Below are 13,336 nucleotides of genomic sequence, written 5' to 3' on the forward strand. Positions count from 1 at the left end.
TCAGGGCCGGCCTAGGCCGCGGTACTGCCAGCCAGCAGCCCGCCACTTGGCAGCGTCCAAAACGTTGCGGCCATCAAGGACCCGAAGTGAAGAAACTGACGTCGCCAACTCGTAGGGGTCCAGATCACGGTACTCCTGCCACTCAGTAAGTAACAGCAAAGCATCCGCCTTCTGGACTGCAGTTGAAGTGTCGGCTTCATAGTGGAGATCCGGGAATCTACGCGCGGCATTTGCAAGAGCCTTTGGATCCGTCACGGTAACTACAGCACCTTGCAACTGCAACTGTGCCGCAATGCTGAGGGCAGGAGAATCGCGAACGTCGTCGCTGTCAGGCTTAAATGCGGCGCCTAGCACTGTGACTCGCTTGCCAAGCAAGGACCCTTCGCACAAGTCGCGGGCCAGCTCAACCACACGGGTTCTGCGACGCATGTTGATGGCATCGACCTCACGTAGGAAGGTCAGGGCCTGATCGGCGCCAAGCTCTCCGGCTCGCGCCATGAAGGCACGGATGTCCTTGGGTAGGCAGCCTCCGCCAAAGCCAATGCCGGCATGGAGGAATTTTCGGCCTATCCGATCATCCATGCCGATAGCGTCAGCGAGCTGAGTAACGTCTGCTCCCGCAGCTTCGCACACTTCGGCCATGGCGTTGATGAAAGAAATTTTGGTGGCCAAGAACGAATTCGCCGCAGCCTTCACGAGTTCGGCAGTGGGGCGGTCGGTGACGAGCCGGGGTGTGCCCGAGGCCAGCGGAGCCGCGTAAACCTCGTCCAGGACGGCAACTGCAGGATGGTCCTCGGAACCGTCGCTGACTCCGTATACAAGCCGGTCAGGGTGGAGTGTGTCCGCAATGGCATGGCCTTCGCGGAGGAACTCAGGATTCCACACCAGATGAGCGTCTGGTTCGTCTGTCTGCACTAGCCCGGCCAGCCGCGAGGCCGTCCCCACTGGCACTGTAGATTTCCCGACCACCACGTCGCCAGGCGAGAGAAATGGGAGAAGGCCTTCCGTGGCAGCATCAACAAACGTGAGATCAGCCCCGTTTTCACCCTTTTTCTGAGGGGTGCCTACACAAATAAAGTGGACGTCGCTTCCGTGAGCCGCGGCCATGTCTGTACTGAAAGACAGTCGACCCGTTTCTTGTACCTCTCGGAGTAGCTGGTCTAGTTCGGGCTCATAAAACGGCGCCCTGGCATTGGAGAGTTGCGCAACCTTTTGCTCGTCCACGTCGATGCCGACAACGGTATGTCCAAGTTTTGCCATGCAGGCTGCATGAACAGCGCCTAGGTATCCACAGCCAATTACTGTAATGCGCATGCTTATGTTCCTTCCCCAGAGGGCAGTTGTGACGCTCGGGCCTTAGTGGCTAGTAGGCGCCCGTTTTGTGAAAGACGGCCCGGACGGTACGGAGAAGGATGATGAAGTCCCCCGCCATCGACCAATTCTCAACGTAATAAAGGTCCAATCTGACCGAATCTTGCCATGAAAGACTTGATCTGCCGCTGACTTGCCAAAGGCCAGTCAGTCCAGGCTTGACCAGGAGCCTTCTTCGTACATCTTGCTCGTATGCTTCTACTTCACGGGGTAGCGGCGGACGTGGCCCTACTAGGCTCATTGATCCGCTGAGTACATTGAAGAGCTGAGGCAATTCATCCAGGCTGTAACGTCGTAGCCTCCCCCCTACTTTGGTGATTCGGGGATCATTCTTGATTTTGAACAGTACGCCACTGCCTTCGTTTTGATGAGTCAGTTCTGCGAGCTGCTCTTCCGCGTCCACGACCATCGATCGAAATTTGAGCATTCTGAAGTGTTTCCCTTCGATGCCCACGCGTTCCTGCCTGAAGAGGATCGGGCCCCTGCCATCTAGTTTGACCAAAAGTGCGACGGCCGCCATCACAGGAGAGGCAATTACTATAAGAACAGCGGATCCTGCCACATCGAAGAGGCGCTTCGCTACGCGTTGGCCACCTTCTAAGGTCGGTGTTGTCACATGGATTAGTGGGAGACCTGCTACTTGCTGCGTGTGGATGCGAGGCCCCGCAATGTCGGTGAGTGCGGGGGCCATGATCAAACCCACATTGCGTGATGCCAGTTCCCACCCCAGGTGCCTCAATGTTTGAGGATGCAGTTGCACACCCGCTGAAACCGCAACCGCATCAGCCTGGCAGTGATCAATCGCCAAAAGTATGGAGACGGTGTCTGGCCGGTGTCCGAGTATTGGCAAACCCGAGGATGCCTCAAAATCGGGTCCATCGTGCGCACCGGGAGTGTAGGCTGCCACCGGCAGATATCCGGCGTACTTGGCTCGGCCTAGAGAGGAAGCCAAGTGAGCAACAGCGCTTTCGCCTCCAAGCAGTAGCAGACGTGACATGCTCTTGCCTTCTTGCCTATCCGCATTGATATGTTGCCGAAGCAGCCAACGAGCTGCCAGAAGGCCAACAAGGCCGGCAGGCAGTGCTACTCCTACGTATCCACGCGCCGTGTCCAAGCGGAAAACATAGGAGAAGGTTGCAACCAACCCAAATAGCCAGAGAGATGCCGCTGCCACGCGTTTGTATTCGTCCGCGCCCGCCCCGAGAATTCGGCTCTCTCGACTGCTCCACGCGCTTAGCATGCACCACCAGCCGACGATGAGTCCCACGGAAACAAGCCCATAGGTATAGTCGTGCTCGAAGGTCTGTGATTCCTTGTCAATTCCAAAGCGGATGATGTAGGCCCCTGCGACCGCCCATATTATGACGAATGCGTCAGTAATCGCTAGGCGGCGCGAATAGCTCCCGCGCCAGTTCCTGGTGTCCCCCACTGCAAATTCCATCCTGTGCCGGATCCTTGGGCAGCCTGCCCATCATGTGATGATAACGAACTTCTGGCTCCGAGTTCTCACATGACGATCCGATTCTCGTTCATGGAAAAATGGCGTGAGATATCGGGGGACTTGCCTGCTGCGGCCCCGCGCATCACCGACTTCCGATCATTCGATCGTGAAAAACTGCCGGGAACGCCGCCCGAAGCCGTGGAACGCACGATCTCGTTTTTCGTTTCGTGAAGATTTGGCTCTTCACTTTGCCCTCGAAGATTCTAACTCGAGCCAAGATACCGGTTAGGCTAGGGCCGAGCGGGACGACCATCGCTGAGCTGAAGCCTTGAGGCAAGCGAAGTCGTGGTTACTGGGCTGTGATTTCTTACAGTCCGTTGCTTGAGGAAGTGAGCCGGAGCAGCCTCACCGATTTTCTGCTGGTGCCGGGTATTCACATCCGAGCACTCAACCAACACGGACACAAGGGGGAAGCATGCCCAGAGCACTCATCACGGGGATTACAGGACAAGACGGGCTATACCTTGCCGAGCTACTGGTCGCCAAGGGGTATGACGTATTCGGTATGATCCGAGGTCAAAACAACCCGAAGATGGATCTCGTCCGCAACGCTGTCCCGGAAGTCGAATTGATTGCTGGAGACTTGTCTGATGTCAGTGGGTTGACTAGGGTCTTGCGAGCCGCTGAGCCCGATGAAGTATATAATCTCGGAGCCATCTCGTATGTGGCGTATTCGTGGGAAAATGCTTCGCTAACTACCGACATAACAGGCAAAGGCGTCCTCAATATGCTTGAGGCTACACGCTTGTATGCAGGCGACGAGCCGGCCAGCGTGAAGTTCTACCAGGCCTCATCGTCTGAAATGTTCGGGAAAGTCCAGGAAGTCCCACAGTCAGAGTCGACTCTCTTGTGGCCTCGGTCTCCATACGGCGTGGCAAAAGTATTTGGTCACTACATGACGATCAATTATCGCGAATCCTACGGAATGCACGCTTCCAGCGGAATCCTCTTCAACCATGAGTCGCCCCGTCGTGGACCGGAATTCGTCACGAGGAAAGTCACACAGGCTGTGGCAAGGATCAAGCTCGGCCTGCAGTCCGAGCTTGTTCTTGGGAATCTGGATGCGAAGCGGGACTGGGGGTTTGCCGGCGACTACGTTGATGCCATGTGGCGCATGCTTCAGCAGCCTGAGGCCGACGACTACGTCATTGCCACTGGGGAGACTCACTCCATTCGAGAGCTCTTGGACGTAGCTTTCGAAACGGTCGGCATTATCGACTGGGCTCCCTACGTTCGGCAAGACCCAAGGTTTATGCGTCCAGCTGAGGTGGACTTACTGATTGGTGACCCGTCGAAGGCGAAAGCCGTATTGGGCTGGAAGCCCCAAGTGGCATTTTCTGAGCTAATTCAAATGATGGTAAAGAATGACCTTGATGAGCAATCTGCCCTCGTCCGCTAACGTGCGTACTGCCTTTATTACTGGCGCCACTGGCCAGGATGGAAGCTATCTTGCGGACCAGCTGGCCGGCCAGGGCTGGAGCGTCCATGCGCTAGCGAGAACTGCACCCGCGAAGGGCACAGTTGTTGGTGACCGTGCGTTTAGCCTACATCTTGGTGATCTGTCCGACCACAACAACTTGAAGCGCGTACTGCAAGCGATTCAGCCAGACGTCGTATTCAACTTGGCCGGAAGTAGCTCAGTTGCAGAATCGTGGGAAGACCCCGCAGCAACAATTTCAGTAAACGCCACGAGCGTTGCAGCCCTCCTGGAATCTACATGGAAACTCCAGCAAGATGCCGGGAAAGAAATTCGCTTCGTACAGGCGTCCAGCGCCGAAATCTTTGGTTCTTCAACGGATGTTCCACAAAACGAATTGTCACGCATTTGTCCAGTCTCACCCTACGGAGCATCAAAGGCGCTAGCGCACCACTTGGTGGGTGTTTACAGGCGTCGTGGAATGTATGTTTCATCGGCAATTCTTTATAATCACGAATCTCCCAGGCGGCCTGCGAAATTCGTTACACGGAAGATCACATCGCAAGTCGCCCGTATCGCACTCGGGCATTTAGAAACCCTCGATCTTGGCAATCTTGATGCAACGCGTGATTGGGGATGGGCGCCGGACTATGTAGATGCTCTGGTTCGAATGGCCACATATAAGGACCCCGATGATTTCGTCATTGCCACAGGGATTTCTCATACAGTGAGAGATTTCGTCCGTTGCGCCTTTGAATCTGCAGGTATTAGCCACTGGGAAAAGCACGTGCGCGTTGACCCTCGTTTTATTCGGCCAATAGATGCAAGCGAGATGAGGGGCGATGCGAGCAAAGCTCAGAGGCTTTTGGACTGGAAACCTACTGTTGATTTTGGTGAAATTGTTAGTCAAATGGTTCAAAATGACCTTGTCGTCGAGGCAAAGCGACTTGAAACCCCACAAACTTCAAGCAGAGGTGGGAAATGAGCGGGGTAATTGTTCACGAATGGCTTGAACCGCACGGTGGAGCGGAAAAGGTTATGGAGGAAATGGCAAGCGTTTTTCCCAATGCCTCCATTCGTTCCTTGTGGGATGACGCGCCATCCCGGTTTGAAAGTGGGAGAGTCAGGGAAACATGGCTGGCAAAGACCCCCCTTCGTAAGAGCAAGAAATTTGCATTACCTTTCATGCCGGCCACCTGGCGACACTTAGGGTTTCAGGATTCCGATTGGATATTGTGCAGTTCACATTTGTTCGCTCACCACGCGCGCTTTTCTGGTCCAGCACGGAACGCAACCAAATTCATTTACGCGTATACACCCGCTCGTTATATTTGGACTCCTGAACTCGACCAGCGAGGCAATTCCATAGCAGCCAGGGCAATCGCCAGGCCCTTTCGCGCTCTGGACCGTCGGCGCGCGCAGGAACCATCGTCCATTGCGGGCATTAGCCAGTTTGTTCGGGAACGAATTGAGCGCTCCTGGGAGCGCGAGGCAAGAGTGATCTATCCGCCGGTTAATGTTAGTGACTTCGTCTCCGAGGAAGCTATTTTCTCCTCCTTAGAGGAAGAGATGCTTGAGCGTCTTCCTGCCGAATTCATACTGGGCGCCTCCCGTTTTATACCATACAAGCGTCTGGACCTCGTAATAAAGGCAGGAGCGGCGGCCGGATTACCCGTCGTGTTGGCCGGTAGCGGCCCAAGTTTAGGCTACCTAAAACAGTGTGCGGCAGAATATCCAGGAACTGTGACTTTCGTCGACGCTCCATCACTTCAAATGCTGAGAGAGCTGTACCGTCGGTGCGCACTGTACGTATTTCCGCCTGTCGAGGACTTTGGAATAATGCCGGTTGAGGCCATGGCGACCGGTACCCCAGTGCTCGCAAGCAGTATCGGGGGGGCCGCAGAAACGGTGATCCATGGCAAGACAGGGTATCTACTCGAGAGCTTTGAGTCAGCAAGCCTCGGCGACGCTGTTCATTCGGCGATATCTCTTGCTGGTCCATCATGCCAAGCCCAAGCATGGAAATTTGACAGAAGCGTCTTTGCCCGTGAGATGAAGGCATGGGTTCTCAGTGAGAAATCGGCTGTGCACTGAGCCTTCCTTCGTCAGTCTCAAGCAAGTTTGAATGTTCCCCTTATTGAATGACGCGGAGTCGATCCGATTGGAAGAATTAAAAATGGGCGTTGATGTCATTATTGTGTCTTACAATTCCAGTCGCTATCTGCCACGGTTAGCTTCGAGTCTGCAAAAGTCCGATGCCGTTGGGTCGGTAGTCGTAGTTGATAATACGTCGACGGATAATTCGATAGATGTCGCCCGGACGTTGGACTGGGGCGGACGTCTTCAACTGATCCAAAACCATCACAATGTCGGCTTTGGGGCAGCCATGAACCAGGGCGTGGGATTTCTGGAAGATGTGAATGAATTTGTACTACTTGTCAATCCGGATGTGCAGCTTGAATCACAAACAGTATCCGCCATGTTGTCTGCTCTGACTAGCGATAAGAGTCTGGCGTGCGTTGGGCCGCGACTGGAAACTACCGACGGACGTGCCGTGTCGTCGGCCCGCGCGTTGCCTACGCGGTGGAATATGGCAACACGACGAGTGGTTGAGCAGGTCCCCGTTGACGAACCCATTTTGCATGTTGGCTGGGTGTGTGGTGCGGCCATGCTATGGAGAAGGCAGGCTTTCGAGCAAGTTGGCGGTTTCTCGCCCGAGTACTTTCTCTACTACGAAGATGTGGATATCTGTCGGAAAGCCTGGCGAGCTGGGATGAAGGTAGCGACTGTGGCAAATGCGAAAGCCATCCATGACCAGGGACATGGAAAAGAACCTTCAACTGTCCTCCAAAATTTCAGCAGGAGCAGTCGACGACTATATGCCAAGAAATGGCTCGGATCTTGGGGTTTAGCTGCGGCGTTAGTGGCGGAATTCCTGGAGAGGCTAGCTGGTTTGAAGAATGCTATGAAGGGGCAAATGCCATGAAGCTCCTATTCGACGGAAGACTTGTCACATCTACGCCGTCCGGCGTTCGAGATATATCGCTCGGTCTTATCAGCGGCTTCAGGGCGTTGGAGGCTGAAGGTCGGCTCGAGCTCGCTGTGGCTGGAGATAGGCCCGACGCAGCATTCGATTTAGTGCTGCCCCCCTCGGGATATATGCATGTTGGGCTGCCTTTGGCGGCGCTCCGCTTCAAAGCGAATCGAATAATAGTCCCTCGCCAGACTGTTCCAGTACTTTCGCCCGTGCGGGCGGTGCCCGTCTTCATGGACATTGGCTTTCTGAGAATTCCCGAAATGTACTCGCGACATTGGATTCGTGACCTGACGACAAAAATGGCGGCACGTTCCCGGTACTCGTTGGCGATATCAGAATACACGTCCAATGAACTTGCTCAGGAAGGGCTCTCGAAGGCGGTCCGCGCGTTGCCGATTCAGGCGATTCACCCAATCGTCTGGTCTCCAAAACTAGCCGATCCCTACCTGCTATGCGTCGCTGCACAGGAACCACACAAGAATTTAGTCGGGTTGGTCAAGGCTTGGAATGAGGCCGACATTGGTTCTTGGCGTTTGGTAATTTGCGGGAGACCAGGGGTGGCCAGTCGCGAATTGCATGAAACTATCGAATCGTTGTCACTACAGGATTCGGTCCAAGTTCTTTCCGGCCTCGACGATGACTCTTATGCGTCGCTACTTTCCGGGTGCTCGGCATATATTCAACCATCCTTCGATGAAGGGCTATGCATTCCCGCTCTTGATCTGGCTGCGGCAGGAGTCCCAACGGTTGTCAGCCGGCTTGGAAATCTCGGTCATTTTTATGCAAAGAGCGGTTCCTCAGACTCATTTGATCCATTCTCCGTTAGTGAGATGACGCAAGCCATCAATACAATTTTGCATGACGTCCCATTTCGCGAGAAGACGATGTCCTGGAATCTGGCAAACGTATCTGTAACTGACTGGAAATCAGTGGCGAGCGAAGCTGTAGAGGGAATGAAACAATGAGCGTATCCATCATTACGGTGACTTACAACTCAAGCCACATTTTGACTGACTTCATCGAAACACTACAACTGTCAAAGGAACAAGACTTCGAGTTAATTATTGTTGATTCGGGCTCGGATGATGCAGCGCGAAGCGAAGCGATCGGTCAAGCTGCCGGGGCTCGTGTTATTCGCAACGGACTCAATGTTGGATATGGAACAGGTTCGAACATCGGAGCTGCAGATGCTTCGGGAGAATGGCTGGTTTTTGTCAATCCCGACGTCTCGGTCACTAGCCAGCAACTGCGTGATTTGATCGGCATAGCGCGTCTCAACGGTGTGCAATGCATTGGTCCCCGGGTTGCCAGTATGGATGGGCAACCCACTAGATCCTGGGGAAGAACGATTACACCACCTTGGCGGCGGCGGAACGATGGATATACCGAAAGTGGATCTCTTATTTTCGCCGAAACCATCAGCGGCTGTTGCATGGCTATTTCTGCGGATGACTTTAGGAGACTTGGCGGATTCGACAGTGCGTTTTTCATGTTTTGTGAGGAGATGGATCTACACCGCAGGATGGGAGATTCTGACGGCCGTGTCGCAATCGCACGCGAAGTAGTCGTCCGAACACCAGGCGGAGCAAGTTCCCTTGGAGTATCAGATCGATGGCGTTCCGTTGAACGGATGGTCGGTCATACACGCTATGTTTTTAAACACTTCTCTCGTGTAGAGGGTTTTGTTGCCATCGCATACAACCTCTTCAAAATTGCTTTTCAGTCGAAATTTCGAAGTCGTCGGGCCAGCTTCAATCAGTTTTTTAATGGTTTAAGGGAGAAACATTGAGAGTGCTTAGAATTTTCCATGGTGGAGGTGTCCGTGCGTATCAGCGACGCGACGAAGAGATCTCTAGGCTTGGGCATGAGGTGCATCTCTTGGTACCGAAAGCCTTTCGCGAACTTCCGACACTCACAATCGCTCAGGTGCGGAATGACTCCATACGCGTAACTCCTATTGGATTGTACGGATTAAGGCGAAATCCGTTTTTCTTCTACAACCCCTTCCGTGTCGCGTACATATGCAGGACATTCAAGCCTCAAATAATAGATGTCCACGAGGAACCGTACAGTTTAGCTGCTGCCTCGATTCTGCTGGCGCGATTTATATCTTGCGTAAAATGTAAAATTGTATTTCGCTCCAGTCAAAACGAATTTAAATCCTATCCTTTTCCTTTCTCATTCATTCAGTGGATGATGTTCAAGAACAGTACAGAAGCTTATGTTCCGTCCGAGCAAGCGCGCCGCGTGCTTCAACAGAAAAAATTCACGGGAAGAGTTTCCGTCGTCGGGAATGGAGTATTGGCGCCGACAGCGCCACCTATTGCTTCCAGCAGATCTACAAGACTTGAAGTTGTATGCGTCGGTCGACTGATCGAGCGGAAGGGTGTTCAAGACCTGGTGGAAGCGGTAGTGGGTTCGCAGTTAGCCATCAACTTGACCATCGTTGGTTCCGGGCCGATGGAGAACCAATTGCGCAGTATTGTCGAGGGGCGCCAGCACGCGGGAGGCGACGTGGATTTCAAGGGGGCAGTTAGCATTGACGAAGCGGCAGAGATTATGCGCCGGGCCGACATAGTCTGTGTTCCCTCACATGAGCTGAATGGGTGGAGCGAGCAATTTTCGAGGGCTTTGGTCGAGGGAATGGCCAACTACTGCGTCCCCCTAGTTTCAAGTTCTGGAGCACTTCCTGAGATAGCTGGGGGAATAACGCAGCCATTTCAGTGGGGTGACGTTGGGGAATTGACTCAGAGATTAGAGGCTCTCGTGGCATCACAAGACCTCGAGGATCTCAAGATCGTGGCGCATGAACATGCGGTCAGTAAATATTCATGGCAAGCAACGAGTAACCGGATATCAGCAATGTACGAAAGGGTCGTCTAGTGAAACCGAGGCAGTCACTCCTATCGTTGGTGCATGATGTTGTAGAGGATGAATCACTGACGTCCTCGGTTGCCCCTGGAAGACGGCATGTAATCACCCTGGCACCCTGGCAACTCTGGATGGCATCAAGAAATCCTGAATTTGCAGCGGCTGTGCAGAACGCTGATGCGGTAACGATTGACGGACGTTGGCTCCAAGCGTGCCTGAATGTAGCGGGCCACCGATACCCGTTGCTAACTGGTCGTTCTTTGGTGGAATGGCATTACAGCGGACAAGGATCCCAGCGAATTTCGGTTGTCGGATCATCTGATGAGTCACTTGTCCGGCTTTCTGTGGCCAGACCCGAGTGGCTCTGTATCGGTGGAAAATTTGAGGAGTCGTTGCTTGATGCACGTATGGCCGAAATTGTCGGCGAAATCCGTCGTCATGGTTCTTCACTGGTCTTCGTTGCTCTTGGCAGCCCCAAGCAGGAGCGATGGGGACGAGAAATCGCAGACCTGGCCGAGGTTACGGTCGTTGGTATCGGTGGATCAATTGAAACAGTAGTGGGCCTGCGGAAAACACCGTCGGGGTACCTTCAGGCCCTGCACCTTGAATGGCTTCAGAGAACTATTCAGGATCCCCTGCGTTTCATTCCGAGAATTCTTCAAGCTCTATCGGTTCTCCCTATTCTTCTCGCCGAGGCACTGCTGGCACGGCTGAGGATCAAAAGGTAGTCAATCCCATTAGCATCCAATTATTTTCTGCTTTCGTTTGTCTCCCTGTCTGTCTGGAGTATTTCGTTTTGCTCTATCCACTAAGTTAGGTGATATTATGCGACAAAAAATAGCCCGGCTTTTTCGACGGACTGAATCAGATTTTATTAGGCTTGCCAAGGCTGGCCGAATTACTGTGGGTAAACACTCTTATGGGAATCCGTCGATTCGAATTTTTGAGCATGATCAAACGCGTTTAACAGTTGGCTCGTACACGTCTATTGCTCATGATGTTCAATTCTTACTTGGGGGCAACCATCCCACTGAACGAATCACCACATTTCCGCTGCGTATCCGCTTGGGTTTAGACGGCGCAGGCGAGGATGGGTATCCTAGCTCTCGCGGCGACATAGTAGTCGGTTCGGACGTCTGGATTGGTGCGCGCACCACTGTTTTGTCCGGTGTAACGATTGGCGATGGCGCAGTAGTTGGTGCCGGTAGCTTGGTCAGCCGTGATATTCCTCCATACTCGATCTGCGTAGGACAGCCCGCTAAGCCTGTAGGATCCAGAATTCCGGAGGAGTTCATAGGTCCAATGCTCGAGATCAAATGGTGGGAATGGGACGACTTGACTGTCGAAGATTCGGTGGCGGAGCTTTCGGGATCCGATTTAGGGGCTTTCGTGGCACGCCATAGTCGTAATCCGAGATTAGAATCACGCCCGGCTTCCTGATGCTAGAGACTGGTCGCGTAACACGATATTCGTCTCGTGATCGGCTCCTACCCACGGGCATAACGCATTGGAGCTCCGCTTAGTGTTCTCACTGTTACGCCGTCCTAGTAGCGTTTTGACTGTTGCGAACATGCTCGCAATGGGTCTTGGTGTGATCTCTGCCGCCATCCAAGCCCGCATCTTGGGTCCCGAAGGAAGAGGGGAACTCGCTACGGCCATTGTGCCAGGGACCGTCATGGCTATGCTGTTGTGCCTCGGACTGCCAGACTATTTCGCCAGGCGAGCAGCCAAGGATGGTAGCGGCAGACGTGCTGGAAAGCTAGCTCTGGTTCTAAGCAGCGGGATCGGCTGCTTTGCAATTTGGCCCTATGTTCTTCTCGTCGGCCTCGTAGCCCGGCCAGAAAGCCACGCTTGGTGGCTCTTGGTGCTCTACGCGTGCCTGACGCCTGTCTTCATCTTCGGCTATTGCTTGGTGGCCATTTCAATGGGGCTTTCACAGTGGTATTACGTTGCGCTATCGAAGGTTCTGCCGCAAATAGTCTCTGTTGCTGGCTTGATTGTCATGTTCTTCGTTGGGGCTGACGCCCTAAGTGTTGGATTCCTGCTGATATCCACTTCGCTAATAGGAATGCTATTGCCACTATTGGGGAAGGCGGTGAGGCCCAGAGGTCATATTCCGTTGTCGAATGTAGGCGAGGCATTGTCCTTTGGCCTGCGTGGATGGACTACAGGTGCCTTGGGTCTTCTCAACCAGCGCATCGACCTGCTTATTCTTACCGTCATGGCGTCTAGGGCGGACCTCGGATACTATGCGGTGGCCACGACTGTCGCTTCAGTATTAAACGCCCTATCTACGGCCGTTGGAATTCCGGCTCGTAATAGGGTGGCTAGAGGAGAAACCGAGCATACCGCAGCGACCGTCGCACTCGTGCTGTGGCTGACGCTGAGTGCCGGTCTGATTCTTTGCCTTAATCTTGGGTGGTTGGTTCCGTTGGTTCTTGGAGCCGAATTTGAGTCGATCATTCCCATTGTGTGGATACTTTCCCTTGCTCAAGTTCCACTATCTGGAGTTGTCGTGCTGACATTCAGTTTGGTTGGTCTTGGTCGTCCTGCCGCCCCAATTGTTGGTGAGGCTATTGCTTTGACCACAACAGCAGTTTCAATTTTGATATTTTTTCCGCTATTTGGCATCATGGCCGCTGCAATTTCGAATTTGGTCGGCAACTGTTTGAGTCTCATTGCACTACTCATTTTGTCTCGGATGTATCTTTCCAAGGCTTCTCTCTGGCGTTATATTGTCGTCACTCCGGCTCAAGCTAGGCGGCTTCTTAACGTCGCACGGACCGATTAGTCGTTCCTTCTGGCACTTATCAGGCCTGGATCGGCGCGTGCCATTTGTGGCTTCGGGGTTGGTGGGGATTGATTCCGTGTCGTAGATGACAGAAGGGTCCGTGGCCCTGCTGGGATGAGTGGTGCGCCGGCGCGCAGGAGCAGACGGCGGTTGGCGGCTCTTCAAGGTTCCCGGGGAAATAGATTCGTGTTGTAGCTGATATGTAGAAGCTGTTGTCAAGTGGCAGTGGTGAGCGGCTCCCGGCTTTGGTGTTGGGGGCCGCTTTCCGTTGGGTGCTGTCCGGGTGTGGTGGGGCGTGCTGGCGAGTCTTGTGTTCGACTGCAGTGTCAGACTGATATTCGCGGGTTG

At 53.7% G+C, this 13,336-nt stretch carries 13 protein-coding genes; 11 read left to right on the forward strand and 2 right to left on the reverse strand.

From position 1 onward, the window contains the following. The gene (locus tag ACVWY0_RS18610; RefSeq protein WP_485837989.1) at positions 1–1,314 is read right to left on the reverse strand and encodes a UDP-glucose dehydrogenase family protein; all 1,314 of its coding nucleotides are present in this window, start codon (positions 1,312–1,314) and stop codon (positions 1–3) included. Between the two features lie 49 nt (positions 1,315–1,363). Continuing rightward, on the reverse strand, positions 1,364–2,812 hold the full coding sequence (locus tag ACVWY0_RS18615) for a sugar transferase (protein ID WP_485837990.1): 1,449 nt from the start codon (positions 2,810–2,812) through the stop codon (positions 1,364–1,366). A 69-nt stretch (positions 2,813–2,881) separates the two neighbouring features. Here ACVWY0_RS18615 and ACVWY0_RS18620 point away from each other — a divergent pair, with 69 nt between their 5' ends. The 11 genes from ACVWY0_RS18620 to ACVWY0_RS18670 all read left to right on the forward strand — a co-directional run bounded on the left by ACVWY0_RS18620 (position 2,882) and on the right by ACVWY0_RS18670 (position 12,988). Continuing rightward, complete coding sequence (locus ACVWY0_RS18620) at positions 2,882–3,043, forward strand: hypothetical protein (protein WP_485837991.1); 162 nt, start codon at positions 2,882–2,884, stop codon at positions 3,041–3,043. A 244-nt stretch (positions 3,044–3,287) separates the two neighbouring features. Further along, the gene (locus tag ACVWY0_RS18625; protein ID WP_485837992.1) at positions 3,288–4,271 is read left to right on the forward strand and encodes a GDP-mannose 4,6-dehydratase; all 984 of its coding nucleotides are present in this window, start codon (positions 3,288–3,290) and stop codon (positions 4,269–4,271) included. Beyond that, positions 4,246–5,274, forward strand: coding sequence for a GDP-mannose 4,6-dehydratase (locus ACVWY0_RS18630; RefSeq protein ID WP_485837993.1), 1,029 nt, complete (start codon positions 4,246–4,248; stop codon positions 5,272–5,274). Before ACVWY0_RS18625 ends, ACVWY0_RS18630 begins: the two co-directional genes overlap by 26 nt. Before the next feature lie 512 nt (positions 5,275–5,786). After that, positions 5,787–6,383 (forward strand): glycosyltransferase, encoded by a 597-nt coding sequence (locus ACVWY0_RS18635; RefSeq protein ID WP_485837994.1) that lies wholly within the window; start codon positions 5,787–5,789, stop codon positions 6,381–6,383. Positions 6,384–6,414: 31 nt separating this feature from the next. Then, complete coding sequence (locus tag ACVWY0_RS18640) at positions 6,415–7,275, forward strand: glycosyltransferase family 2 protein (RefSeq protein ID WP_485837995.1); 861 nt, start codon at positions 6,415–6,417, stop codon at positions 7,273–7,275. After that, the gene (locus tag ACVWY0_RS18645) at positions 7,272–8,291 is read left to right on the forward strand and encodes a glycosyltransferase (protein WP_485837996.1); all 1,020 of its coding nucleotides are present in this window, start codon (positions 7,272–7,274) and stop codon (positions 8,289–8,291) included. Before ACVWY0_RS18640 ends, ACVWY0_RS18645 begins: the two co-directional genes overlap by 4 nt. Further along, complete coding sequence (locus tag ACVWY0_RS18650; protein WP_485837997.1) at positions 8,288–9,115, forward strand: glycosyltransferase family 2 protein; 828 nt, start codon at positions 8,288–8,290, stop codon at positions 9,113–9,115. The genes ACVWY0_RS18645 and ACVWY0_RS18650 overlap by 4 nt, the downstream gene beginning before the upstream one ends. A 2-nt stretch (positions 9,116–9,117) precedes the next feature. Further along, entirely contained in the window at positions 9,118–10,209 is a 1,092-nt protein-coding gene (locus tag ACVWY0_RS18655) for a glycosyltransferase family 4 protein (protein WP_485837998.1), read from the forward strand. Positions 10,210–10,328: 119 nt separating this feature from the next. Continuing rightward, positions 10,329–10,925, forward strand: a complete 597-nt coding sequence (locus ACVWY0_RS18660; RefSeq protein WP_485837999.1) for a WecB/TagA/CpsF family glycosyltransferase — start codon at positions 10,329–10,331, stop codon at positions 10,923–10,925. 97 nt (positions 10,926–11,022) lie between these two features. Next, the gene (locus ACVWY0_RS18665) at positions 11,023–11,637 is read left to right on the forward strand and encodes a CatB-related O-acetyltransferase (protein ID WP_485838000.1); all 615 of its coding nucleotides are present in this window, start codon (positions 11,023–11,025) and stop codon (positions 11,635–11,637) included. Between the two features lie 82 nt (positions 11,638–11,719). Next, positions 11,720–12,988 (forward strand): oligosaccharide flippase family protein, encoded by a 1,269-nt coding sequence (locus ACVWY0_RS18670; RefSeq protein ID WP_485838001.1) that lies wholly within the window; start codon positions 11,720–11,722, stop codon positions 12,986–12,988. Positions 12,989–13,336: the final 348 nt, after the last annotated feature.

Source organism: Arthrobacter sp. UYNi723, assembly GCF_054057635.1.